This is a genomic window from Pseudomonas sp. P4_C1 (genome assembly GCF_056402155.1).
On the sequence record NZ_JBFUHY010000028.1, the window covers coordinates 1 to 23,977 of the forward strand.

Below are 23,977 nucleotides of genomic sequence, written 5' to 3' on the forward strand. Positions count from 1 at the left end.
CAGCGGGAGCATGGGGCGTGAAGGTGTGCGTTTCGCCTACGAAGATATGACGCAACCCAAGGTTATTTGCATTAACGGTGTGAGTGGAAGCTAAACAAATCGTTCGAGTTCACGACGAATGACACAACAATAAAATCAGAGGAATCGACATGCGTCCCGATAAGCACAACCTATCAACATTATCTGCAGCGACGCTGGCAGTTCATGGCGGGAATGTCGCGGATGTCACCAGCGGTGCCGTCCGTACTCCATTGGTAATGGCTAACTCCTATCTCTTGCCCGAAGATCCGGCAACCATGGACTGGTCGAGTCCAGACGGCCTTGTGTATACGCGAAATCAAGGCCATAACCAGGTTTGTCTGGAGAAGAAACTCGCAGCCCTCGAGGGTTGTGAAGATGCAGTGGTATTCGCTACCGGTGTCGCCGCGTTGCATTCGGTGTTTTTTTCTTTCTTGAAAAGTGGCGACCACGTCATCGTCAGCGACATCACCTACCAAGCCGTTTGGCGACTCTTCGCAGAACTCCTGCCCGAACGTTACGGGATCGAAGCGACGTTTGTAGACGTCGGTGATCTGGAATCGGTCCGTCAAGCCATCCGACCCAACACTAAACTGATCCATACCGAAACGATCGCCAACCCGACTACCAAAATCGCAGATATTGCAGCGCTGGCTGAGATTGCCCATGCGCACGGCGCATTGATCTCAGTAGATGCAACGTTCACCCCACCTCCATTCTTTCGTGCGAGTGAGCACGGTGTCGACTTCGTCGTTCACTCATTGACCAAGTACATCAATGGCCATGGCGATGCCATGGGCGGCGTTGTGATCGGCTCCAATCAGCTGATCAACAAGATCAAAAATGATGCGTTGGTTGATCTTGGTGCGACGATTTCTCCCTTCAATGCGTGGATGATCATGCGCGGTTCCGTCACGCTGCCCCTGCGTCTGAAGCAACTGTTGAACACAGCTGAAAAACTGGCTCAGTTTCTTGATGCCGATGATCGTATTGCTTACGTCTACTACCCTGGATTGCCTTCACACCCGCAGCATGAGTTGGCGCGCCGGCAATTTGCAGGCAAGGGATATGGGGCGGTGATGGCCTTCGCGGTGAAGGGCGACCCTGATACGCAGAACCGGTTTGTTTCGAATCTGCGCATCATCACTTCGGCCGTTTCATTAGGGCATGACGAATCGCTGATTGTGCATGTGGGCGCAGAAGGTCGGGGTGGCTTTGACAAGTATCCCGAAGAGTTCCGTAAATACGGTCATTTGCGTTTTTCAGTCGGGCTGGAAGATCCGGAAGACTTGATCAAGGATATTACGTTCGCGCTGGATGCAACATTCAGGTGATTTAAATACAGGCGTCACGCAACCAGGGTTTGGTCAACCCGTCTTTACCCCCGTGCTTGCGGGGGTCTTTTTAAGCAAGTTAACAGGTTAGCCCTATTAAAGGCCAATCGTCTGTTCGCTTGCGTTTTGGGAGAGGCTTGTGGCTTGGGTAAGTTTGATCATTGCGGGAATACTTGAAGTTATCTGGGCGTTTTCGATGAAACAGTCGGAGGGTTTTACGCGATTAGTACCGACGGTTATTACATTTATTACAGTGATAGCCAGTTTTGCGCTGCTCTCGTTCTCTATGAAAAGCTTGCCGCTGGGCACGGCGTACACTATCTGGACCGGTATTGGCGCGGTGGGAGCATTCGCAGCGGGTATGTTTTTCCTGGATGAACCTGCCAGTCTGCTGCGCGTTGTGGCCGCCACTTTGATTGTCAGTGGTTTGTTGATGATGAAGTTGGTGTCTGCTTGAGCGGCGAGCATTTTGCTCGTGATATCGATCAATTTGCCATATTCGTTAAGTCGCGGCACTCAGGTAGTGTTTAAGGCGAGGCGATGGCTTCAGCCAATAACAATGAAAGTAACGTTTCAACGCTATCAGATGTTTACTGCCCTTAAATCCAACTACAAAATCTAGGGATGTACTTATGATTTCGCTAAGAAAACTGTATTTGATAATGCTCTTTGCGTTGTGCACGAACGCAGTGTCGGCCAAGGAATACACCACGTTGCGTTTTGGCGTGGACGCTAACTACGCGCCGTTTGAGTCCAAGGCGGCTGATGGCAGCCTCAAAGGATTTGATATTGATTTGGGCAACGCGATTTGTGCGAAGCTGCAAGCCAAATGCATATGGGTTGAAAGCGATTTTGATGGCCTGATACCAGGCCTCAAAGCCGGCAAGTTTGACGGCATTCTCTCATCCATGACCGTGACCCCCGCGCGCGAAAAAGCCATCGACTTTTCAAATGAGCTGTTTTCCGGATTCACCTCCTATGTGTTCAAGAAAGGTTCGGGCCTGAGCGAAAATGCGGCATCACTCAAAGGCAAAACGGTCGGTTACTTTCAGGGCAGCATCCAGGAAGCCTACGCAAAAGCCGTTCTGGACAAAGCCGGCGTAAAAACTCAGTCCTATCAGAACCAGGATCAGGTGTATTACGACCTTGTAGCGGGACGGCTGGATGCATCCCTCCAGGACACGTTGCAAGCTCAGTTGGGTTTTATCAGCTCGCCGCAGGGCGCTGATTACGAAATCAGCCGGTCCGTTGAGAGCCCCTATCTTCCCTCCAAAACAGCCATCGGCATCGCCAAAGACAATGCAGAGCTCAAGGCGGTGCTGGATAAAACGATCCGGGCCTTACACGAAGATGGCACCTATGATTCGATCCAGAAGCAACATTTCGGCGATCTGAATCTTTACAGCGGCAAATAACCACCCGGCGCTCGTCCGCAGGATGGGCGCTTATCGCTATAGGTTGTTGATCATGTTCGAAACACTATTAGGCGCGCTGGGATTCTCTGCATTCAGCCTGAAAGGGTTCGGTCCTTTACTGCTCGAAGGCGCCTGGATGACCGTCAAGCTGTCCCTGTCTTCCCTTGCGCTCAGCGTACTGCTGGGGCTGATCGGGGCCAGCGCCAAACTTTCCAGCCTCAAGCTGCTGCGTTTGCCAGCGCAGCTCTACACCACACTGATTCGGGGGGTGCCGGATCTTGTACTGATGTTATTGATTTTCTACAGCCTGCAAACCTGGCTGACGGTCCTCACAGTCGCTCTGGGTTGGGAGTACATCGAGATCAACCCCTTTGTCGCCGGGATTATCACCCTTGGATTCATCTACGGCGCTTATTTCACCGAAACGTTCCGTGGCGCAATGCTGGCAGTGCCCCGTGGTCAGGTCGAAGCCGCTACTGCTTATGGGTTAAGTCGTACTCAGCGTTTTCGCTTCGTGATGTTCCCGCAAATGATGCGGTTCGCTTTGCCGGGGCTTGGCAACAACTGGATGGTGATTCTAAAAGCCACCGCGCTGGTGTCGATCATCGGTCTGGCTGACTTGGTGAAAGCCGCCCAGGATGCGGGGAAAAGCACCTACCAATTATTCTTCTTTCTGGTGCTGGCTGCATTGACGTACCTCGTCATCACCAGCCTTTCAAATCTTGTCCTGCGCTTACTTGAGCGGCGCTACGCGGTGGGTTCACGGGAGGCGGTGCGATGATCGAGCTTTTGCAGGAGTATTGGAGGCCTTTCTTCTTCAGCGATGGTCAGCAGATAACCGGTCTGGCCATGACGTTGTGGTTGCTCAGTGCCTCACTGTTCATCGGCTTTATCGTGTCGATTCCACTGTCCATCGCTCGAGTGTCGCCCAGGTTTTATGTGCGCTGGCCGGTGCAGTTTTACACCTACCTGTTCAGAGGGACGCCGCTCTATATCCAGTTGCTGATCTGCTACACCGGTATCTATAGCTTGGCTGCAATACGTGCGCAGCCTGCGCTTGATGCGTTCTTTCGTGATGCGATGAACTGCACCATCCTGGCCTTCGCCCTGAATACTTGCGCCTACACCACAGAGATATTTGCTGGTGCTATTCGCAACATTGCCCATGGCGAGGTTGAGGCTGCGAAAGCTTACGGCCTCTCAGGTTGGAAGCTCTATGCCTTTGTGATCATGCCGTCAGCCTTGCGTCGCTCGCTGCCGTATTACAGCAACGAAGTCATCCTGATGCTGCACTCGACCACGGTGGCGTTCACCGCGACTGTGCCGGACATTCTCAAAGTCGCGCGTGACGCGAATTCAGCGACCTTTTTGACCTTTCAATCGTTCGGGATTGCCGCACTGATTTACCTGGCGGTGACCTTTGCGCTGGTCGGCGTGTTTCGAATCGCCGAGCGTCATTGGCTGGCTTTTCTGGGTCCGGCTCACTGAGCCTTTTATCTGACATTGATGCTCCCGATCCGCTGTAGAGGATGATTGCGAACATGTACAAATTGACTGTTGACGGGCTACACAAAAGTTACGGTAACCATGAAGTACTCAAGGGCGTTTCCCTGCACGCCAAAACCGGCGACGTGATCAGCCTGATTGGCGCCAGTGGTTCCGGAAAAAGCACTTTCCTGCGTTGCATAAATTTCCTCGAAACGCCCAACGACGGCGCCATGAGTCTGGATGGCAAGCCRATTTGCATGGTTAAAAACCATTTGGGACTGCGCGTGGCGGATGACCGTGAGCTGCAACGATTGCGCACCCGCCTGGCCATGGTGTTCCAGCACTTCAACCTATGGGGCCACATGACCGTGTTGGACAACATCACCATTGCTCCGCGCCGCGTGCTGGGTGTCAGCAAAAAAGACGCGGAAGATCGTGCCCGGCGATATTTGGAAAAAGTAGGGTTGCCAGCCCGTGTTGCCGATCAATTCCCTGCGTTTCTCTCAGGTGGTCAACAGCAACGGGTAGCCATTGCTCGTGCACTCGCGATGGAGCCTGAAGTCATGCTGTTCGACGAACCTACATCGGCACTCGACCCTGAAGTGGTGGGCGAAGTGCTCAAAGTCATCCAAGGGCTTGCTGAAGAAGGTCGGACCATGATCATGGTGACCCATGAAATGGGTTTTGCCCGCAAGGTTTCGAACCAACTGTTGTTTCTTCATCAAGGCCTTGTCGAAGAGCAGGGCGGGCCAGAAATTCTGGATAACCCGCGCAGCGAGCGTCTACAGCAATTTCTGTCCAATGGACTGAAGTGAAAAACCTTCCCTATGAAGACTGGAAGTAAGGCCCTGGGGACTTTTGAAACTTTGGGGCGTGTCGACGAGGCAATTATTGATGTGCTGCGCCACAGCGGGCGCATCACTTATAAAAAGCTCGCCTCACTTGTGCACTTGAGTGAGAGCCCTTGCCAGCAACGTGTACGTAAGCTGGAAAGGCTCGGGATCATTCGCGGTTACGGTGCCTTCATCGACGCGCGCAAGCTCTCTCCTGGTATATCTCTGCTGGTGCTGGTGCTGGTGCTGGTTGGATTGGCTGAGGGTAAGGGGGGCAGCGCGCAAAAGGTGTTTTAAGCTTTAGTCGGTGCTTGCTCGCAGGTCATTGAGTGTCAGCTCATCAGTGGTGCGCTGGATTACTGTCTGCGCATGCGCTGCCGGGATATGGAGCATTTCCGCTCACTCACTGAACGCCGGTTGGAGAGTACTGAACTGCATATCGAGAAACTGGCAGCCTATCCAGAGTTGGCCGTCATCGAGCAATCATCGACGCATCTTGGTATCGAATAACAACTACAACACTCCCGGCCTTCGGAAAAACAGGATGATTGCCAACCTGAAGTTCAGTCATAAGGTACTGCTTGCTGCGTCGCTCGTTGTTGTCGCTGCGTTTACCCTCTTTACGCTGTACAACGATTCGATCCAGTGCAAAACCATCCGCAGCAATMTTGAAAACCACCTTGAAGAAATGAGCAAAATCACGGCAAGCAGCGTTCATCGAAGCTGCACGGGCGGGCGGGGCCGGTCGTGGTTTTGCCGTGGTAGCCGACGAGGTTCGTAGCCAGGCGTACCGTACTCAGACGTCAGCCCAGGAAATCCACACGATGATTGAAGAGCTTCAGGTGGGCGCCCGTGAGGCGGTCTCCACTATGAGAGAGAGTGAGCGCTACAGTCAGGACGGCGTGATTATCGCCAACCAGGCAAGTGAGCGACTGGGCAGTGTCACTCAGCGCATCGGCGACATTGACGGCATCAATCAGTCGGTGGCGACTGCCACGGAAGAGCAGACTGCGGTCATAGATTCGTTAAACGTTGACATCACCAAGATCAAAACCCTCAACCAGGAAGGCGTGGAAAATCTCCAGGCTACCTTGCTTGCCTATGACGAGCTTGAGCGACAAGCCACGCGACTCAAGCAGTTGGTGGATGGTTTTCGAACTTAGGACGTAGCACGGCGCACTCCAGACAAACCGCGAGCGATGTCATGGATTCAAGCGCRTGAGAACAGCAGCTTTATACCCGCGGCGCCGAAGACTAACCCCAGGGCGCCTTCGATCCATCGGCGTGCCCGGCGATAACCTCGAATCATCGGTGCAGTGGAGAAGATGATCGCATAGCTGCAGAAGATAGTGACGCTCAGTACGGCGCAGCCAGCCAGGATAATCACAATTGTTCCAGGCGTCGCGTGTGGCCCCAGCCCCAGGGTCATGGTTGCGATCCAACCCAGCAGCGCTTTCGGGTTTGTGAGGTGCATAAGCAGGCCGCGCCGGTAAAGGCCAAAGCCCGAAACCGTTGGTGCGCCAGCCAGTTCTTTTTGAAGGCGCTCGTCAGGGTTGAGGGCGGAGCGGCCAGCTTTGATGGCGAGGAAAAGCAGGTAAATCCCTCCGACTATTTTGAGGGCGAAGAGCGCCTGCGCGTATTGGGCCAGAATGGCTGATACGCCCGTGGCGGCCATCGATCCCCAGAAAAAAGAACCACTGATTACACCTGCTGCCAGCACAAGCGCAGGTTTTCTGCCCTGGTGCATGGCTACGCCCATGATGCGCATGTTGCTGGGGCCAGGGCTTGCTGCTCCCACGATGTAGGCGGTGAATACAAGCAGGAGGTGGTGGAGATCAAACGACATTGGTAGCCCCTTGACGATACATGCCAGTCAGCAGATTAAGTGTTTGTAGCGTGCACGTCATTCCGTCAGTTGCCCAAATCTCAGCCACTCGCCGCTAGTGTATTCTTGGGGTCTCTATGTTGGGGGCAACTTTTTTAGTACACAGTGTTTGCCCCCAATAACGCCCCCAAAAGAGGCGCTGGGGTAGCCCGGGTCATTGATCGGAAGCAGTGGACTTTTGTATGGCGCTAAATCCAGCTTACGCACCTTGAATAATAAGGCGCCAGCCCCCTTTCAAAGACTCTCAGGGTCGCCAAAGAACATCTGAATCCGCGACCGCAGCCAGCGCTCTCCCGGATCGTTATCCTGCGACCCGCGCCAGGCCATATGCAGTTCAAAGCTGCGCACCGGCAACGGCGGGTCCTCTGCCCGTACACCGCCAGCCGCCGTCAGTGCATCGGCCGTGTAGTCCGGCACCRTAGCCACGATGTCGGTGCCCGCGAGCAGGGTGCTCAACCCGTTGAACTGCGGCACGGCGAGCACCACATGACGTTTGCGCCCGAGTTTTTCCAGTTCTTCATCGATAAAACCGCTGAGGTCGCCGGCGAACGACACCAGTGCATGGGGGCGAGCGCAGTAGTCATCCAGGCTCAACGGCCCCGGGACGGTGTCGGCACGCAACAGCTTCGGCTGGCTGCGGCGCAATACTTTGCGCTTGGCATTGGCCGGCAGGTCGGTGGTGTAGCTGACGCCGATGGAAATTTCCCCGGACGCCAGCATCCCCGGCATCAGGATGTAGTTGACCCTGCGCACCACCAGCACAATCCCCGGCGATTCGGCACGCAGGCGCTTGAGCAGCATGGGCAGCAAGGCGAACTCGACATCGTCCGAAAGGCCGATGCGGAACACGGCGGTACTTGTGGCAGGATCGAACTCGGCCGCACGGCTGACGGCCGTGGAAATCGAATCCAGTGCCGGCGACAGCAGGGCGAAAATTTCGATCGCCCGGGCGGACGGCTCCATGCTGCGGCCGGTACGCACAAACAAAGGATCATCGAACAAGCCGCGCAGGCGCGAGAGCGCCGCACTGATGGCCGGCTGGCCGAGGAACAGTTTTTCCGCAGCACGGGTCACGCTGCGTTCGTGCATCAATGTTTCGAAAACGATCAACAGGTTCAGGTCGACACGACGCAGGTCATTACGATTCATCTGGAGTCCTGGCAGAGTCAGCAAACTTGACGTGAGCGGCCATATGAGAACAATGGCCAGCAGGAATATTACGGGGAAAGGCTGGTACTCTGCACCGGGTAATTCAGATTTCCTGCAAAAGCGGCTCCAGTTTCCTACAACATTTCACGAAATTGCCGCCGCTGCGGAATCAATGACAGGCATGTCGACTATTAATAGCCACWGATRGTSTTGGGTTGAAAGCCCAGCTAGAGTTCAAGGCATTAGAGGTTCAATTGGCGAGGTTTGCGATGTCCCGCACGATCCGTTTTCACAAGTTTGGTCCAGCCGAGGTGCTCAAATGCGAAGAGCATGCGGCGGCTCTGCCTGCACCGGGCGAAGTGCAGGTGCGCGTCGAAGCGATCGGCATCAGTTGGTATGACATTCTTTGGCGCCAGAACCTGGCCTCGTCCCATGCTCGCCTGCCTTCAGGCCTTGGTCATGAAATGGCCGGTATCGTCACCGCCGTCGGCGATGGCGTGGAAGACCTGGCCATCGGTGACAAGGTTGCCAGTTTCCCGGCCGAAAGCCCGAACGATTACCCGGTCTACGGCGAGCTGATCGTTCTGCCGCGCTCGGCACTGACCCGCTACCCGGATGTGCTCAGCCCGATTGAAGCCAGCGTGCACTACACGCCGTTGTTGATTGCCTATTTCGCTTATGCGGATCTGGCACGGGTCAAACCCGGGCAGTTTGCCCTGGTGACCGACGCCAGTCATTGCGCCGGACCTTCGTTTGTACAACTGGGCAAGGCCTTGGGTGTTCGAGTGATCGCCGCGACCAAGTCAGCAGACGAGCGTGAGTATCTGCTGTCGCTGGGTGCCGAGAAAGTCATCGTCACCGAGGAAGAAGATCTGCTGGTACGAATCAACAAGATCACCGATAACCGCGGCGTGGATGTGGTATTCGATGGTTTGGGCGGCCCGCAGATGTCGTTGCTTGGCGATGTGTTGGCACCTCGCGGCAGCCTGGTGTTGTACGGCCTGCAAGGCGGCAACCAGACGCCTTTCCCGGCCTGCGCAGCGTTCCAGAAAAACATTCAGTTCTTCGTACACTGCATCGGCAACTTCACTGGCAAGCCGGAACTGGGCATCACCCAGGACCAGGTCGCACTGCAACGTGCCTTGCGCGACATCAATCAGATGACTGCCGACCGCGTTCTGCTGCCGCTCAAGACTCGGGTCTTCCCGTTTGCCGAGTTTGTCGAAGCGCACCGCTACATGGACGAATGCCCGTGTCGCGAAAGGGTGGCGCTGCAGGTCGAACCGGCATAACAATCGCCGTAATAGCCAATCCAAGAGTCCGTGCCCATGCGGACTCTTTCGTTTCAGTCCCCCCCTCCCCAAAAAGCCGTCGACCCGCAGGCCAGCCCAGCAACTGAACTGGTTTTTGCTCGTAATCTGTAGCTTCTAATCAGCCACTAAGCCCTGATAATTGAATGATTACTTTCATCTCAAGGAATGAGTCATGACTGGGTGTCAGGCTGAATCTTTTCAATGTGCGCCGTCGGTGCACATCTCCAAACTAGCGTGTTGTTGTGTAGTTGCCAAAAAGACAGCGACAACTTCCTTCTTTATTTCTTGTGTTAAGTGTCTGTGGGACATTGTCGGACGTTTCCTAGGACTGCGATTTAAATCGAGAAAACCCTTGCCGGCTGGGCACTACAGCTTCACCTGCGTCGTTAAACCGAGGGGGCGCTGCGAACGTTGCAAATGATCACCAGAAAATTCAAGTGCTAGCATTTGGCAATAAAGTCCATGACTCCATACGTGCAGACAGTCCAACGGGATTTGCTGTCTGCGCGATATTGAACTTACGAGTATCAGGTAAATAAAGATGACCAGCATCCATGACCAAGCGATGAACTATGTCTATCAACAAGTGCTGCAGCGATTGCTGGGGTTTTTCTCCCGTGCCGAACGCACCGCATTGCAATTGTTGATTCAGCGCCTGGCGGTAGCGGCGGGGGGCATGGAGCGCATTGGCGATTACAAGGTGTTGGCGATCCAGTCCGGGGCCCGTGACAACTGCTACACCCTGGCATTGTTGCGTGCCGCGCAGTTGATCATCGCCACGCGGGCGCCGGCGACATTCCAGTTGCGCATCGCCTCGTTGCGGTTGAACGGGGCAAGCTGCGCGGCCGTGGAGAACATGCACCGGACCAACAGCGCATTGTTTGTCTATGACGATCCCCGGGTCGAGGTGTTGATGGTCGATGATCGCGAAGTCTTGCCGTTCAACCACCTGGCGCCGATCTCCGACGCCGGTCGCGAGTCCAGCCGCCTGAACCTGTTGATGATCGGCCATCGCCGGGCGTGGCGCGGCGGGTTCGACCTGTGGGATGACGGTTATCTGGCCACGGGAGAGTTCTACGGACAAATCGCCCGCTGGGACGGTGGTGTAGACGCCTTGCTGATCGGTGATACGTTGCGTCAGCAAAAGCAGTTCATCGACGGTTTGAAACGTGCCGCCACCAAGGCAGGGCTCACGCCTTCATACGGGGGCGAGGCCGGTTTTTCGGGGTTGTTTGCACTGCTCGATGAACTGGGCAGCGACTGCTATCACGCGTTCTACGCCGATTACGGCCAGGCCCGATGGCGTCCACAAGAGCGCTTTGAGACCTGTCGTCGTACGGCCTGCATCGATATTCACGACCTGCTGGTCAGTAACCTGGAAGAGCGCTGGCCATTGCTGACGGAGTTTCTCCGATTCCAGCCTGACGAACTGTTCGCGCAGATCAGTGACAACGAATTCGTCAGCCCGTCGATCTCGGCGCACGTGCGGGGGTTGCAGGCGAGCTTCGTGCAGGGTCGYGATTACGAGTCCGGCGTTGCGCAATACCTGCAACGCGCCTTGGTGATGATGCGCCGCAAGCACTTGCCTGAGCGTTTGTGCGAGCAGGCCATCGAGCTCTTCGGCAACCCGGCGACACTGAACGAGCGGCGCGCCCGGGCGGCGGCCGAGGCGCAAAGGAACCTGGGCCTGAGCGAAGCACAACTGGTGTGCCTGCTTTTTGCGCCTTTTATCGAAAGAGGTGCAGGGCTCGAGCGTTTTCTGCGTCAGTGCCATCCGGGCATGTTGGTGGCCATGCCCGAGTTGCACCGGGCCATGCAGGGGCACCCGGTCGCCGAACAGATCATGCAATGGATGATGGATGTCAGCGGATTGCCCGTCAGCCTGATTGGCCGGCTTTATCGCATGGAGTGGGCGCCAGGAAGCGCTGGCAGGGCGCCTCAAGCACTGATCCAGACGGGCGCGCTGCAAAATGCGCTGGGCGATCCTGGCGCTGATATCACGTTGGTGGATGAATGGTCGGCGGGTCACTGAACGTGGGCGGATTTTCAGCCAGTGCGGCCGGCCTTCATCCATGAAAGGTCCACGAGAAACGGATTTCGCCTATCAGGCGGTTTATCGATACCTGGACAGCCTGATCAACGAATCTGAAGGGGATTCGCCCATCCGCCTGCCGTCGCTGCGGCATCTGGCGGAGCGCCTCAATGTGTCGATCTCGACCATTCAGTACGCTTATTCACTGCTGGAGAAAGAGGGGCGCGTCTATTCGGTGGCCAAGTCCGGTTACTACGCGTTGCCGGTGTCCTCAATCAGCCTGCTGGACAGCGGCAGCGACCTGCTGGAAGCCGTCTACGTCAATGCCAGGCGTCCGGGGATGCTGGTCCTGAGCGCCGATGAACCGGCGCTGCTGCAGCCACTCGACAGTCCTTTGTTGCTGCTGGAGCGAGAATTGCTGCGCCAGTATCCTCGACAGCCGCAGTCGTCTTCGCAACCCTGTGGCGAGCTCGAATTGCGCACCGCCCTGGCTGCACGCTACACCACGTCTCCGATGCGTTACTGGCATGCCGATGATGTCTACATCGGCGCCGACCTTCGCGGTGTACTGGAAATCCTGATCGCCGTGCTGGGCTTGAAGGATGCCACCGTGGTGGTCGAATCGCCGTGCGACTGGACGATCCTGCGTCTGTTTCAAGCCGCCTGCGTGCGGGTGATCGAGTTGCCCGTACAAGCCGACGGTTGCCTGGATACGCAGCGGCTCAAAACGCTGCTGGATACCGAACCGGTAATGCTGGTGATGCTGTCGTCGGCCCTGAACATGCCCCGTGGCAGCCTGGCGTCTGACGAAAACAGGCAAGCCATTGCCCGGCTGTTGGCCGCGCATGACAGTTGGGTGCTGGAAAACGACTGTTATGGCGAACTCGGATTCGACCTTGCAGGTGTGCGCTTTCGCGACTTGCTGGACCCTGAACGGCTGATGGTGTTTTCCACGTTCGAGAAAATCATCGGTCCGGAAGCGCCCTACGGCTACCTGCTTTCAAGGCATTTGAGCGCTGAGCTGCAACGGCACTTTCTGCTGCGCTCCTTTCGTCTCTCGCCGATTCGCCAGAAAGCCATCGCCCGCTTGTACAGCAGCGGTCGCATCGATCAACACCTGCTGGTGCTGCGCCGGCTGCTCAAGGAACGCAAGAGTCAAATGACCCAGTTGTTGCAGGAGCGATTGGGTGATGCCTTGCATTTCGTCGAGCCGCAAGGCGGTGCAACGATCTGGGTGCGCTCCTTGCGTCGGGTCAACGTACGTCGTGTGTTCCAGCGCCTGCTGGCGCATCAAGTGGTCATCGCGCCGGGGGAACTGTTCAGCCTCCACGGTCTGCACGGGCAGCATTTGCGTTTGAGTCATACCTTCGGCGGTGATCACAACCTGGCTGCCGCACTGGGCTTGTTGGGGGATGCGCTGCGTCTGGAATCAATCGAGTGAGTGATGAGACAAAAAATAACACCCTTCATTCTATTGGATCGATCCCATCGCGTTGCGGACGAACTGCCAGTAAACTGCGACCCAATTCCTGAACCACTCTATTCCAGAGGTTTTGCATGACACTCAGTCCTTTTGCGGGTAAACCGGCACCGGCAGAATTGTTGGTCGATATCCCGCGACTGGTAACGGCCTATTACACCGGCCAGCCTGATGCCGCTATTTCGACCCAGCGCGTTGCTTTCGGCACGTCCGGGCACCGCGGCAGCTCGTTCGACTTGAGTTTCAACGAATGGCACGTGCTGGCGATCAGCCAGGCGATCTGCCTGTATCGCGAAGCTCAAGGCATCGATGGCCCGCTGTTTGTCGGCATCGACACCCACGCGCTGTCCACGCCGGCCGGCGCCAGCGCCCTCGAAGTACTGGCGGCCAACGGCGTGACCGTGATGATCGCCGCTGGCGACGAGTACACGCCGACCCCGGCCATTTCCCATGCGATCCTCTGCTACAACCGTGGTCGCACCACCGGCCTGGCGGACGGCATTGTCATCACGCCTTCCCACAACCCGCCACAAAGCGGTGGCTACAAGTACAACCCAACCAACGGTGGTCCGGCCGATACCCACATCACCAAGTGGATCGAAGCCAAAGCCAACGAACTGCTGGCCAACAAGCTCGCTGGCGTCAAGCGCATCGGCTACGAGCAGGCATTGAAGGCCAGCACCACCCATCGTCACGATTACCTCAACACCTATGTCGCCGACCTGATCAACGTGATCGACTTCGACGCCATCCGCGATGCCAAGCTACGCCTGGGTGTCGATCCGCTGGGTGGAGCGGGGGTGCGCTACTGGTCGGCGATTGCCGAGCATTATCGTCTGGACCTGGATGTGGTGAACAAAGAGGTCGACCCGACCTTCCGTTTCATGACCGTCGACTGGGACGGCCAGATCCGCATGGACCCATCGTCCGGCCACGCCATGCAAGGCCTGATCGGCCTGAAAGAACGTTTCGACGTGGCGTTTGCCTGCGATCCGGACCACGACCGTCATGGCATCGTCACGCCGTCCGGCGGTTTGCTTGCGCCGAACAACTACCTCGCCGTTTCCATCGACTATCTGTTCCAGAACCGGCCGCAATGGCGCGCCGATGCCGCCGTGGGTAAAACCGTGGTCAGCAGCGGCTTGATCGATCGCGTGGCCAGGCGCCTGGGTCGTCGCCTGTACGAAGTGCCGGTCGGCTTCAAATGGTTTGCCGACGGCCTGTTCGATGGATCCCTCGGTTTCGGCGGTGAAGAAAGCGCCGGTGCCTCGTTCCTGCGCAAGGACGGCGGCGTCTGGAGCACCGACAAGGACGGTTTGATTCCGGCCCTGCTGGCCGCCGAGATGACTGCCCGTACCGGTCGCGACCCGAGCCAGGCGTATCGTGCCTTGACCGATGAACTGGGTGAGCCGTTCTCGGTGCGGGTCGACGCCAAGGCCAACCCGGAACAGAAAGCACTGCTGAGCAAGTTGTCGCCGCAACAGGTCACCTCGACCCAACTGGCTGGCGAACCGATCCAGAATATCCTCAGCCACGCGCCGGGCAATGACCAGGCCATTGGCGGTCTCAAGGTCATGACCGAAAACGGCTGGTTCGCGGCGCGTCCGTCGGGCACCGAAGACATCTACAAGATCTACGCCGAAAGCTTCGTCAGTGACGACCACCTCAAGCGGCTTGTTGCCGAGGCGCAAACGCTGGTGGATGGGGCCATTTCCTCGAAATAAACACACAACCCTGTGGGAGCGAGCTTGCTCGCGATGACGTCAGTACATTCAACATTGATGTGTCTGACACACCGCTATCGCGAGCAAGCTCGCTCCCACAGGGGCACGACTTTCAGGAGTTACCCAGGTAGAACAAAAAAGGGGCGACCAACACGGTCGCCCCTTTTTTTGCGATTTGCCCAGCGGATCAGGCCAGGTCCACCAGAACGATCTCGCTGTCCTCGATGGCCGTCACCCGCAGCACTTGCTCGTCAGCAACCGCCACACCATCTCGAGCTTGTGCACGCAAGCCATTGACTTCAATGACCCCGGTGGCCGGCACCAGGTATGCACGACGACCGTTGTCCAAATGGTATTCGGCAGACTCGCCAGCCTTCAGATTGGCGGCTACCAGCCGGGCATCGGCGCGGATGCGCAAACTCTGGTCGTCGCCTTCCTTGCCGCTGGCCAGGGTGACAAAACCTTCGCGCTCGCCTTTCGGGAACGGCTTGGCGCCCCAGGACGGCGCCAGGCCGGATTCGTTCGGGATGATCCAGATCTGGAAAATCCTGGTCGGCGTCGCTTCCAGGTTGTACTCGCTGTGGGCGATCCCGGTGCCTGCACTCATGACCTGGACATCGCCCGCTTCGGTGCGGCCCTTGTTGCCAAGGTTGTCCTGGTGGGTGATGGCGCCTTCGCGGACATAGGTGATGATTTCCATGTCCCGGTGTGGGTGTTGTGGGAAACCGGTGCCGGGGGCGATCACGTCGTCATTCCAGACCCGCAGGTTGCCCCAGTTCATGCGCTTGGGATCGTAGTACTCGGCGAACGAAAAATGATGGTGCGCATCCAGCCAGCCGTGGTGAGCGCCGCCGAGCGAGTTGAAAGGTCTGAGTTCAAGCATGATCGTCTCCAGAAAAGGTTCGTCATGGGGCGAAGCGCCTGGGCCACGAAGCGAGACCGGTGAGTGATGACGGCCATCATCCAACAGGCAACAATCGATAAAAAGCGTAAAAAATGCAGCATTCCAATCGAATCGATTGATATAAAACTACCTCGAAATTTTCTCATTCAACCTTCACTTCATCGCATAAGCCAATGAGTGATAAGCAATTGACTAGAACTCGACGGCAAATGCAGACACCATAGCGCTCAACAGCCTCACACCCTGGAGTCAGCCCGCGTGCCGCAACACACCCCCGATCTTCCTCCTGAACTTCGTCCCTTGGCCGAGATGCCGTTGATCAAGCGATTGCTCGCCCGATTCTTCGGTTACAGCCTGACCCGCCTGCATGCCCAGCACCGAGCATCGTGGTTGCACGGCCAGGCTGACGGTTTTCGCAGTGGCCATAGCGCCGGGGTCGATTACGGCTACAAGGAAGGCAAGCTCGAAGGACTGGAGGAGGGTCGACAGGTCCTGCTGATCCGCGACTCGCGCGCCACTGAACACCGGCCACCGAATGTCGATGACCTGTTGTTCGACGATTGGCGCCTGCCATTGAACGCTGAATTGAAGAAGCGCATGAAGGCAGATGTCGCCCGATTGTTGCCAGCCCATGCCCAACCCAGCGCCGCCCAGTGGAAAATGATCTTCAGCGACACGCCGTCCACCTCGGTGATCGCCGGTGCCGGTGCGGGCAAATCGACCACGCTGGTGCTGCGTATCCTGCTGCTGAGCCATTACCTGGGCTTCGAGCTGAGTTCGATGACGGTGGTGACCTTCACCCGTGAGTCGCGCAAGGATTTCATCAACAAGCTGATCGAACTGTTTGCGCTCTGGGGTCGCGCAATCAGTTTCAAGGAGGCGCGGGATCTGGTGCGCACCTTTCACTCGCGGATCCTGCCGATGGTGCGCAGTCTTCCAGGTTTCGAGCGTTTGCAGGCTTTCGAGAACCTCAGCCTGCGGTCTGCACAAGGTGACGAGGAGGTCGACAGCAACCCGTTCGATCTGCGGATCAACGACGCCCAACGCCAACAGCTCAACGCCTGCTATCACCGCCTGCACCGCGACGATGAGCGTTTTCGTGAATTGATCAAGCCATTGTCCCGGCATGCCTTGCAACTCAAGGAGCTGGAGCGGGACCACCCGGATGTGCAGAAACGCATGGGCGTTACCGAACTGGCGGCCAAACGCGATGAAGAACTGTGCGACGTCATTGAAGACCTGTGGTTTCGGGCCAGTGCCTGGCCGATCAAGGGTATCGAACCGAATCGGCAGTCCTTCGATATCAACGGTTCGACATTCCATTGTCACGGCTACATCCCGTCCCTGGATGCCTGGGTGGTGCTGGGGTTCGACCCTCGGGAAAACCCGCAGGTCACGCGGCCAAACGCCAAGCTGACGGTGCGCGCAGAGTGGGCAGTAAAGCGCACCCTGTTTCAAGCTTTCTGCCGTAAGCCATTGATATGGCTCGATAGTTACGAATCATCAAAACGTGTTTTGGCCTCACTTGCCGGTGATGCCAGCGCCGGGCCGGGCTTCGATTACAAGGTCAAGGGCGAGCTCGCTTCTGCGCCGTTGCTCGATTGCTTTGTCGCCGCTGCCGGGTTCATCGAAAACCTCGGGCTGGATGTGCCGGGCGCTGTGGGCCAGATGAGTTTCGCCAAGGACGATCCCGACCGATTCTTCTTCGAGGCCTTGAGCCTTTTCTGGCGAGCGCTGGAAGATCACTTGCTCGATCAGAAACCGCCGATCATGACCTACAACCGGATGTTTGCCCTGTTCAGCGAGCATTCGCCGGAGAACCTCAAACTGCTCGGCGATGAACTGCTGCGGCCGCTGTCGCACCTGATGATCGACGAATTTCAGGATGTCTCGCCGCAAATCGTCTCCTGGATCAGGGCCAGCCTGGCAGAGATTCGCAGTCGCGGACCGGCCATGCACGTAGGACGTGGAGCCCAGCGTTCCTCGCTGCTTTGTGTGGGCGATGACTGGCAATCCATCTATGGATGGCGCGGCAGTTCGCCGACCTACTTCATGGAGTTCAACAAGGAGTTCCCGTCGCCGAGCACCACCAAGGTCATGCTCAGCGACAACTACCGCAGCCACCAGCACATCATCGATGCCGCCGAGCACATCGTGCGCGCTGCACCGGCGATTGCCGGGAAGAAAGCCAAGGCCAGCGGCGAACCCAAGGCATTGCTGCCGGTGAACGTGCTCGATCGTGATGACCAAGGCATGGCCCGGCGCCTGATGGAGCATTACCGAAAGGGTGATTCGATCTTGATGCTTTATCGAAAAAGCAGCGATAAGTCATTGATAGAAGAGCATATTCAGTCGGTAGTTAATGTTGATTCGAGCTTGCCGCATGAGGCTCGCAGGCTCAAGCAACTGACCTATCACAGCGCCAAGGGCCTCCAGGCCGATGCGGTGTTCCTGCTGGGCGACTGCCAGCACCTGACCTGTTCGCCTTACAAGAATCAGGTGTACCGGATGGCGGGCCTGGGCAAGGCCGGTGACAGCGAACCCTACGACAACGCCCAGAAGGACGAGATCCTGCGGCTGGCCTATGTGGGTATTACCCGCGCTGTCAGCCATTGCTACTGGTACGTCGATGCGCAAGACACCCAGGCCGCTAACATGCCCAAGGCCTCCGACCGGATCGGCAAGGGCAAGGCGTTTTTTGTCGACCATCGTGAAAGCCAAATCACCGTCTGAATCGGCACTCTGTAGGAGCGAGCTCCTACAGAGAACAGCGCTCAACAAAAAGCCCACTTAAAGTGGGCTTTCTTATAACTGAGCCTTCAGGCATAACTCCTGAACGCTTCTGGTGGAACGAAAGCTTCAAGTTCATCCTCCACCGCTTCGATTATCAGTTCTACATCTGCAGCATTCATGACGGTGGCGCAAGGAATACCGGCAATGGCGATCATGGTCTCGCCAGTGGCACGATCAAAAAGACGGGCAATCATGCTGCCCGGGGCGTCCATGCTCGCCTCGAAACCCATGGGATGAAAATGCCAGCGCATCAGCTGGCAGGCGTTTGGAAACGTGACCTTACTGAACCCTCTATTCATGTGTTACCCGCCTTCATTATCGAGCGCTTCCCTTAGCTCATGGTAGGAGGGAAGAACCTTCATTGGTTCAACCAGTGACAATGTTTAAAAGTAGCATCCGGATGTGAAAAGAGTGGGGGTTTTTCAGGCCATTTGGCGATTGTCGCCATTTTTTTGATTCAGTCACGCTCGTACGCATTTGCGGCCAGAAGCCTTCATCCGTTTAGTCGTTGAAGACCAAGCGCAAGTTGGGCAAGCTCAGGGTTTTCCCGTCGAGATTTTCAATGCACGCCGATGATGATGGCCCCCTGCAAACCCAGGCCACGGGCGAGACGGTCATGCGCTATCACTTGCGCTGGAAGCACCGGGATCTGGATGGCGTCATGGCGCTCTATCACCCTGAAGTCCAGTACAACGACTTTTTCCAGAACCGGGTCATGGGCCTGGCCCAATTGCGCGAGTACGTGCGCAGCAGCATGCCCCGGGATCCGGATGAAGCGCTGGAACATTCCGACCGCATACGACTGGACGGCAACACCGCATTCATTCAATACCGCATCACCTTGYGCGGCGGTGAAGGGCTGGTGTCGTTCCGCGCCAGCGAAGCGATTAGCGTCAAGGACGGGCTGATCTGGCGGGTCAATGAATATGCTTCATTGGTGCACGAACAACCCGGCAGCAAAACGTCCGGCAACCAGCGCCCGGCGGTCAGCCGGCTCGGCCTGTCGCCTCGCCAGTTGAGCTTCATGGCCGAGGACCTGCAGCAGTATTTCCAGGGTCAGCAGCCGTATCTAGACCCGGAGCTCGATCTGCAACGGGTGGCGAAGGAGTGCGGGTACAGCCGCAATCAGATTTCCTACTTGTTGAACCAGGTGCTGGGGCAGAGCTTCTACCGCTACGTCAACCAGGCGCGCCTGCAACACTTGCTCGCGGCGCTGGATGCCGCCACGCCGCCGCTGCGTATCGATGAGCTGGCCTTCGCTGCCGGATTCAATTCGCTGTCGGCGTTCTACAGCTGCTTCCGCCAGCACACCGGCCAGTCACCCAAGGCCTACGTCAAACAAATTTCTTTGCGTGCACGCGCGCAAGACAGCCCCTGAGCCCACGCACTAGGATCGACGCCATCGAAGTTTGAGTGGTGGAGTCTTGCATGCCGGCGTGGCGCACTATCAGTTTGTGGATGGACCAGCTCGACGAGCCTCTATTGGCGCGTCCGGCGCTGGAGCGGGACCTGGATGTGGACGTGGCGATCATCGGCGCGGGCTACACCGGTCTCTGGACAGCGTACTACCTCAAGCAACACAAACCGGACCTGAGCATTGCGATTGTCGAAGCGCAGACCGCCGGTTTCGGAGCGTCGGGGCGCAATGGCGGCTGGCTGATGGGCAACTTGCTGGGTGAAGATCGCCTGCTGGCCAATCTGTCGGCCGAAGAACGCCGCGCCTCCTACGATTTGTTGCATCACATTCCGGATGAAGTGGAGACTGTCCTCGAACGTGAGGGCATCGACTGCGATTACCGCAAAGGCGGGGTGCTGTATTGCGCCGCACGCTATCCGGAGCAGGAGACCAGCCTGCGTCACTACCTGGACGATCTCTACCGCCAGGGCCTCAACGACAGCCACTATCGCTGGCTGAACCCGGAACAACTGGCGCAACAGATCCGCATCGCCAAACCCTACGGCGGTATCTACGCGCCGCACGTGGCGACCATCCACCCGGCCAAACTGGTACGCGGGTTGGCCCGGGTGGTGGAGCGCCTGGGGGTCAAAATCTATGAAAACAGCCCGGTCACCCATTGGCAGTCCGGCACCCTGCGCACGGCGAAAGCGTCGGTGCGTAGTCGCTGGGTGGTGCCGGCGGTAGAAGGCTACTCCGTCACCTTGCCGCCACTGGGGCGTTATCAGATGCCGGTGCAGAGCCTGATCGTCGCGACCGAACCATTGTCGGCGGCCACCTGGGACGAAATCGGCCTGAGCCGCGGCCAGGCGTTCAGCGAGGCCAGTCGCCAGGTGACCTACGGCCAGCGCACCGCTGACAACCGATTGATCTTTGGCGCCCGTGGCGGCTATCAGTTTGCCGGCAAACTGCGCCACGACTTCGACCTGACCACGGATGAAAAAGAGCTGCGGCGCTACCTGTTCGGTGAGCTGTTCCCGCAGCTGAAGAACGTGAAAATCACCCATTCCTGGGGCGGCAACCTGGGCATGTCCCGGCATTTCAAGCCGCACATGCTCTGCGACCAGGCCAACGGCATTGCCTTGTCCGGTGGCTATGGCGGGGAGGGTGTTGGCGCCAGCAACCTGGGAGGACGGACGCTGGCCGACCTGATCCTGGGCCGTGACACCGATCTGGTGCGCCAGCCGTGGGTCATTGCGCAGCGCGGCCTCGACGCGCTCAGGGCCTGGGAGCCCGAACCCATCCGCTGGCTCGGTTATAACGCGATCATCCGCAGCTTTGTCCATGAGGACCAGACCCTGGCCAACCCGGCTACCGCGCCCTGGCGGCGCAAGCTGGCCAGCGGGGTTGCCGGTTTCATGGAAGGTTTCATGCACTGAAAAACGGCACGCTTTTCATCAAAAGGCTACTTCGACAGGTATTCCCATGAGCATCACGCAATTCAAGAACACTGCAACCCTGAAACTGGAAGAGTCCAATCCGGTCGCCGTGCCGCTGGGTACACCCGTGGCCGTGGCTTCGACCACCAGCGTCGAACGCGACGACGGCGTCGAGACCGGCGTCTGGGAATGCACACCCGGGCGCTGGCGGCGGCAGATCGTCGCCCAGGAATTCTGTCACTTCATCAAGGGCCGCTGCACCTTCACCCCGGATGGCGGTGAACCGCTGCACATGGAAGCCGGTGACGCATTGATGTTGCCGGCCAACAGCCTCGGCATCTGGGATATCCAGGAAACCGTGCGCAAGACCTATGTACTGATTTTTTGAGTGCTTTTGAAATTTGAAAGCTGATCCTTTGATTGCCTGCCAACAACAATAACCCCTACAGGAATCGACTCATGCTCCGAAAGACACTGACCCTCGCTCCGCTGATGCTGATTGCGTCGATCAGCCAGGCAGCCGACACCGTCAAGATTTACAACTGGTCGGACTATATCGCGCCGGACACCACGAAAAACTTCCAGAAAGAAACCGGCATCGGCTTCACCTACGACGTCTACGACAGCAACGAAACCCTCGATGGCAAGCTGATGACCGGCAAATCCGGCTACGACGTGGTGTTTCCGTCGAACCACTTCATGGCCCGGCAGATCGAAGGCGGAGCGCTGAAGAAACTCGACAAGAGTCAGTTGCCGAACTGGAAAAACCTCAACCCGGTATTGCTCAAGGCATTGCAGACCAACGATCCGGGCAACGAGCATGGCTTCCCGTACCTGTGGGGCAGCACCGGCATCGGCTACAACATTGCCAAGGTCAAAGCGGTACTGGGCGACAACGCCCCGGTGGATTCCTGGGACCTGATCTTCAAGCCCGAGAACATGCAGAAACTACAGAAGTGCGGCGTGACCATCCTCGACAACGGCCCCGAACTGCTGCCGGCCGCATTGAACTACCTCGGGTTGCCGCCTCACAGCAAGAACCCGCAAGACTACAAAAAGGCCGAAGCCCTGCTGTTGAAAGTGCGGCCGTATGTGAGCTATTTCCATTCGTCCAAGTACACCAGTGACCTGGCCAACGGCGACATCTGCGTCGCGGTCGGTTTCTCCGGCGACATCCTGCAAGCGGAAAACCGCGCCAGGGAAGCCAACAACGGCATCGAGATCGGCTATTCGATTCCCAAGGAAGGCGCCGCGATCTGGTTCGATATGGTCGCCATGCCGGCCGACGCTCCGGACGAAAAGGCCGGTTACGCCTTCATGGATTACCTGCTGCGTCCGGACGTCATGGCCAGCGTCAGCAACTATGTGCATTACGCCAATGGCAACGAGACGGCCGACAGCCTGATCGACCCGGCGATCAAGAACGACACCAAGGTTTATCCAAGTCCTGAAATGATGGGCAAGCTGTTTGCGCTGGAGGCCATGCCTCTGAATATCGATCGGGTGCGTACGCGAGTGTGGAACAAGATTCGCACCGGCAGTTGAAGCGGTGAGCGGCCATCGGGACAGGACGTCCCGATGCCATCGTCCTCAGCCGACCGGCTCGGCTGCGCAATTCATCTTTCCTGAGCCGGGTATCTGCAAAAACACGTCATCGCCGATTTGCCAGAAGCTGTAGTTGCCTTTGTAATCCTTGCCCGTGTACTGGGTTCCGTAATCGTTCGGCACCTGGTTCAGGGTGATGGAGGTGTTCGCCCATTTCAGGAGCACAACGCCCGGTTCGACGGTAAAGAACGTGGCGGCAATCAGCGGGCTGAACCCTGCGCAATGGAAGGCAACGGGGCCTTCGGTGCGTCGGCTTGGGTCCTTGGTTCTCGCAATGGCCGAGCCCTGGCGCAGTTGGAACGCACGCTCGGCATAACTTCGCACGACGCACGCCTTGGCTTGAGTCCCGCCGCCACACTGGTTACGGGACTCAAGCCAGAACCGCTGATCAATCTCGACTTTATTCGGGCGCGGCACTGAGTGATCGTCGGTGAGCGCCAGCAGATAAAGACGATTGAGTTCCAGGTCCATGCTCGCCAGTTGAGCGTCATGGCAGATAAGCTTTTCGGCGGAGGCCTGGGGCGTGGCGCAATCGAAACTGGTTTTGTACGTTGGCAAGGGTTTTGGTTTTGGTTTTACCTTCGTAGCGGCGTCACACAGGCTCGCCGTCACGCACGCGCTGACGGCGAGCACAGAGGCAAGAAGTGGCATGACCATTTTCATTTCGGCGTCACCTGAGTCTTTGCGTGATGCCCGTATTGCAACGCCTGTGTCGAAGCGTTGCACAGTCATCCGGTCGCACGGGGTCTATCGAGTGTAAAGCAGTGCTCGAAACCTGCCACATCGTGCCAGGAGAAACGTCAGTCTTCTTCTTTGCGAATTGTCGCCACTTCGTCAGACCTGACTTTCACCTTCTTACCTGAAATGTCCTCAAACTCGAAGAAGCCGTCTCGGGTTTTGGTCTTCGGTATGTCTTTAGTCAGGTACTGAGTGCCGTTCTGCAGCGTCACCACCGTTGGGGTCGAGCAACCGGACAGCGTCAGCAGGGCCGCTACCGCCAAGGGCGAGCCCAAAGTCTTGATATCCATAATCACCTCCATAGGTTCTGAAGCAGCGCCATCAGTTCGATGGCCATCACTGCACCTCTATGGCGGTTGGTGCCGCCGGGGGGCAGAAAGTTCTACTGCTCGGGAAAAATTCCTACAGCGCCATTTATCCTTTTCCGATTG

22 protein-coding genes and 2 pseudogenes are annotated in these 23,977 nt (G+C 57.4%); 17 read left to right on the plus strand and 7 right to left on the minus strand.

Going from position 1 to position 23,977, the window contains the following annotated elements; genetic code table 11:
* Positions 1–149 precede the first annotated feature (149 nt).
* From AC1DU9_RS16790 to AC1DU9_RS16820, 7 genes and pseudogenes are all read left to right on the plus strand, one after another.
* Positions 150–1,352 (plus strand): trans-sulfuration enzyme family protein, encoded by a 1,203-nt coding sequence (locus AC1DU9_RS16790; protein WP_177413285.1) that lies wholly within the window; start codon positions 150–152, stop codon positions 1,350–1,352.
* A gap of 139 nt (positions 1,353–1,491) precedes the next feature.
* Entirely contained in the window at positions 1,492–1,809 is a 318-nt protein-coding gene (locus tag AC1DU9_RS16795; RefSeq protein ID WP_115948019.1) for a DMT family transporter, read from the plus strand.
* Between the two features lie 175 nt (positions 1,810–1,984).
* Positions 1,985–2,767: a transporter substrate-binding domain-containing protein gene (locus AC1DU9_RS16800; protein ID WP_115948018.1), complete on the plus strand. Its 783-nt coding sequence runs from the start codon at positions 1,985–1,987 to the stop codon at positions 2,765–2,767.
* A 52-nt stretch (positions 2,768–2,819) separates the two neighbouring features.
* Entirely contained in the window at positions 2,820–3,548 is a 729-nt protein-coding gene (locus AC1DU9_RS16805; RefSeq protein ID WP_115948017.1) for an ABC transporter permease, read from the plus strand.
* On the plus strand, positions 3,545–4,255 hold the full coding sequence (locus AC1DU9_RS16810) for an ABC transporter permease (RefSeq protein ID WP_115948016.1): 711 nt from the start codon (positions 3,545–3,547) through the stop codon (positions 4,253–4,255). The genes AC1DU9_RS16805 and AC1DU9_RS16810 overlap by 4 nt, the downstream gene beginning before the upstream one ends.
* A 53-nt stretch (positions 4,256–4,308) precedes the next feature.
* Complete coding sequence (locus tag AC1DU9_RS16815; RefSeq protein WP_115948015.1) at positions 4,309–5,070, plus strand: ABC transporter ATP-binding protein; 762 nt, start codon at positions 4,309–4,311, stop codon at positions 5,068–5,070.
* A gap of 12 nt (positions 5,071–5,082) precedes the next feature.
* Positions 5,083–5,598, plus strand: a pseudogene (locus AC1DU9_RS16820) (Lrp/AsnC family transcriptional regulator).
* Here AC1DU9_RS16820 and AC1DU9_RS16825 read toward each other — a convergent pair.
* Complete coding sequence (locus tag AC1DU9_RS16825) at positions 5,561–5,806, minus strand: hypothetical protein (RefSeq protein ID WP_477810515.1); 246 nt, start codon at positions 5,804–5,806, stop codon at positions 5,561–5,563. The pseudogene AC1DU9_RS16820 and the gene AC1DU9_RS16825 overlap by 38 nt on opposite strands.
* Between AC1DU9_RS16825 and AC1DU9_RS16830 the strand changes: the two are divergent.
* Positions 5,799–6,251, plus strand: a pseudogene (locus AC1DU9_RS16830) (methyl-accepting chemotaxis protein); the annotation flags it as partial. The gene AC1DU9_RS16825 and the pseudogene AC1DU9_RS16830 overlap by 8 nt on opposite strands.
* A gap of 47 nt (positions 6,252–6,298) precedes the next feature.
* Here AC1DU9_RS16830 and AC1DU9_RS16835 read toward each other — a convergent pair.
* Entirely contained in the window at positions 6,299–6,934 is a 636-nt protein-coding gene (locus tag AC1DU9_RS16835) for a LysE family translocator (protein ID WP_477810498.1), read from the minus strand.
* Positions 6,935–7,207: 273 nt separating this feature from the next.
* Complete coding sequence (locus AC1DU9_RS16840) at positions 7,208–8,122, minus strand: LysR family transcriptional regulator (protein WP_477810499.1); 915 nt, start codon at positions 8,120–8,122, stop codon at positions 7,208–7,210.
* Between the two features lie 269 nt (positions 8,123–8,391).
* On the opposite strand from AC1DU9_RS16840, the gene AC1DU9_RS16845 reads away from it, so the two are divergent.
* From AC1DU9_RS16845 to pgm, 4 genes are all read left to right on the plus strand, one after another.
* Complete coding sequence (locus AC1DU9_RS16845) at positions 8,392–9,414, plus strand: zinc-dependent alcohol dehydrogenase family protein (RefSeq protein ID WP_223458017.1); 1,023 nt, start codon at positions 8,392–8,394, stop codon at positions 9,412–9,414.
* A 562-nt stretch (positions 9,415–9,976) separates the two neighbouring features.
* Positions 9,977–11,467 (plus strand): hypothetical protein, encoded by a 1,491-nt coding sequence (locus tag AC1DU9_RS16850; protein ID WP_223458015.1) that lies wholly within the window; start codon positions 9,977–9,979, stop codon positions 11,465–11,467.
* Positions 11,468–11,507: 40 nt separating this feature from the next.
* Positions 11,508–12,908: an aminotransferase-like domain-containing protein gene (locus AC1DU9_RS16855; RefSeq protein ID WP_223458013.1), complete on the plus strand. Its 1,401-nt coding sequence runs from the start codon at positions 11,508–11,510 to the stop codon at positions 12,906–12,908.
* A gap of 116 nt (positions 12,909–13,024) precedes the next feature.
* Positions 13,025–14,671 carry a phosphoglucomutase (alpha-D-glucose-1,6-bisphosphate-dependent) gene (gene pgm / locus AC1DU9_RS16860; RefSeq protein WP_223458011.1) on the plus strand — a complete coding sequence of 549 codons (1,647 nt, stop codon included), beginning with the start codon at positions 13,025–13,027 and terminating at the stop codon, positions 14,669–14,671.
* A 187-nt stretch (positions 14,672–14,858) separates the two neighbouring features.
* Here the strand turns inward: pgm and AC1DU9_RS16865 are convergent, their stop codons facing one another.
* Complete coding sequence (locus tag AC1DU9_RS16865) at positions 14,859–15,554, minus strand: pirin family protein (RefSeq protein ID WP_223458009.1); 696 nt, start codon at positions 15,552–15,554, stop codon at positions 14,859–14,861.
* Positions 15,555–15,833: 279 nt separating this feature from the next.
* Here AC1DU9_RS16865 and AC1DU9_RS16870 point away from each other — a divergent pair, with 279 nt between their 5' ends.
* On the plus strand, positions 15,834–18,308 hold the full coding sequence (locus AC1DU9_RS16870; protein ID WP_223458007.1) for a UvrD-helicase domain-containing protein: 2,475 nt from the start codon (positions 15,834–15,836) through the stop codon (positions 18,306–18,308).
* 86 nt (positions 18,309–18,394) lie between these two features.
* On the opposite strand, the gene AC1DU9_RS16875 is transcribed toward AC1DU9_RS16870, so the two are convergent.
* Positions 18,395–18,667 (minus strand): DUF1652 domain-containing protein, encoded by a 273-nt coding sequence (locus AC1DU9_RS16875; protein ID WP_218428094.1) that lies wholly within the window; start codon positions 18,665–18,667, stop codon positions 18,395–18,397.
* Positions 18,668–18,930: 263 nt separating this feature from the next.
* On the opposite strand from AC1DU9_RS16875, the gene AC1DU9_RS16880 reads away from it, so the two are divergent.
* From AC1DU9_RS16880 to AC1DU9_RS16895, 4 genes are all read left to right on the plus strand, one after another.
* The gene (locus AC1DU9_RS16880) at positions 18,931–19,746 is read left to right on the plus strand and encodes a helix-turn-helix transcriptional regulator (protein WP_477810500.1); all 816 of its coding nucleotides are present in this window, start codon (positions 18,931–18,933) and stop codon (positions 19,744–19,746) included.
* 50 nt (positions 19,747–19,796) lie between these two features.
* A complete protein-coding gene (locus tag AC1DU9_RS16885) occupies positions 19,797–21,203 on the plus strand; it encodes an NAD(P)/FAD-dependent oxidoreductase (protein ID WP_477810501.1) in 1,407 nt (468 codons plus the stop codon).
* A 46-nt stretch (positions 21,204–21,249) separates the two neighbouring features.
* Positions 21,250–21,591 (plus strand): cupin domain-containing protein, encoded by a 342-nt coding sequence (locus AC1DU9_RS16890; RefSeq protein WP_223458001.1) that lies wholly within the window; start codon positions 21,250–21,252, stop codon positions 21,589–21,591.
* A 71-nt stretch (positions 21,592–21,662) separates the two neighbouring features.
* Positions 21,663–22,748 (plus strand): polyamine ABC transporter substrate-binding protein, encoded by a 1,086-nt coding sequence (locus AC1DU9_RS16895; RefSeq protein ID WP_477810502.1) that lies wholly within the window; start codon positions 21,663–21,665, stop codon positions 22,746–22,748.
* Between the two features lie 45 nt (positions 22,749–22,793).
* On the opposite strand, the gene AC1DU9_RS16900 is transcribed toward AC1DU9_RS16895, so the two are convergent.
* Together AC1DU9_RS16900 and AC1DU9_RS16905 are read right to left on the minus strand one after the other, a co-directional pair.
* On the minus strand, positions 22,794–23,471 hold the full coding sequence (locus tag AC1DU9_RS16900) for an MliC family protein (RefSeq protein WP_223458189.1): 678 nt from the start codon (positions 23,469–23,471) through the stop codon (positions 22,794–22,796).
* Between the two features lie 137 nt (positions 23,472–23,608).
* Positions 23,609–23,836 carry a YgdI/YgdR family lipoprotein gene (locus tag AC1DU9_RS16905; protein WP_223457997.1) on the minus strand — a complete coding sequence of 76 codons (228 nt, stop codon included), beginning with the start codon at positions 23,834–23,836 and terminating at the stop codon, positions 23,609–23,611.
* Between the last annotated feature and the right edge of the window lie 141 nt (positions 23,837–23,977).

Excerpts from the sequence above, each read along its gene's own strand:
- AC1DU9_RS16790 (WP_177413285.1), top strand. The coding sequence starts at position 150 with ATGCGTCCCGATAAGCACAACCTATCAACATTATCTGCAGCGACGCTG.
- AC1DU9_RS16800 (WP_115948018.1), top strand. The coding sequence starts at position 1,985 with ATGATTTCGCTAAGAAAACTGTATTTGATAATGCTCTTTGCGTTGTGC.
- AC1DU9_RS16805 (WP_115948017.1), top strand. The coding sequence starts at position 2,820 with ATGTTCGAAACACTATTAGGCGCGCTGGGATTCTCTGCATTCAGCCTG.
- AC1DU9_RS16810 (WP_115948016.1), top strand. The coding sequence starts at position 3,545 with ATGATCGAGCTTTTGCAGGAGTATTGGAGGCCTTTCTTCTTCAGCGAT.
- AC1DU9_RS16845 (WP_223458017.1), top strand. The coding sequence starts at position 8,392 with ATGTCCCGCACGATCCGTTTTCACAAGTTTGGTCCAGCCGAGGTGCTC.
- AC1DU9_RS16855 (WP_223458013.1), top strand. The coding sequence starts at position 11,508 with ATGAAAGGTCCACGAGAAACGGATTTCGCCTATCAGGCGGTTTATCGA.
- pgm (WP_223458011.1), top strand. The coding sequence starts at position 13,025 with ATGACACTCAGTCCTTTTGCGGGTAAACCGGCACCGGCAGAATTGTTG.
- AC1DU9_RS16865 (WP_223458009.1), bottom strand. The coding sequence starts at position 15,554 with ATGCTTGAACTCAGACCTTTCAACTCGCTCGGCGGCGCTCACCACGGC.
- AC1DU9_RS16875 (WP_218428094.1), bottom strand. The coding sequence starts at position 18,667 with ATGAATAGAGGGTTCAGTAAGGTCACGTTTCCAAACGCCTGCCAGCTG.
- AC1DU9_RS16885 (WP_477810501.1), top strand. The coding sequence starts at position 19,797 with ATGCCGGCGTGGCGCACTATCAGTTTGTGGATGGACCAGCTCGACGAG.
- AC1DU9_RS16890 (WP_223458001.1), top strand. The coding sequence starts at position 21,250 with ATGAGCATCACGCAATTCAAGAACACTGCAACCCTGAAACTGGAAGAG.
- AC1DU9_RS16895 (WP_477810502.1), top strand. The coding sequence starts at position 21,663 with ATGCTCCGAAAGACACTGACCCTCGCTCCGCTGATGCTGATTGCGTCG.
- AC1DU9_RS16900 (WP_223458189.1), bottom strand. The coding sequence starts at position 23,471 with ATGAAAATGGTCATGCCACTTCTTGCCTCTGTGCTCGCCGTCAGCGCG.
- AC1DU9_RS16905 (WP_223457997.1), bottom strand. The coding sequence starts at position 23,836 with ATGGATATCAAGACTTTGGGCTCGCCCTTGGCGGTAGCGGCCCTGCTG.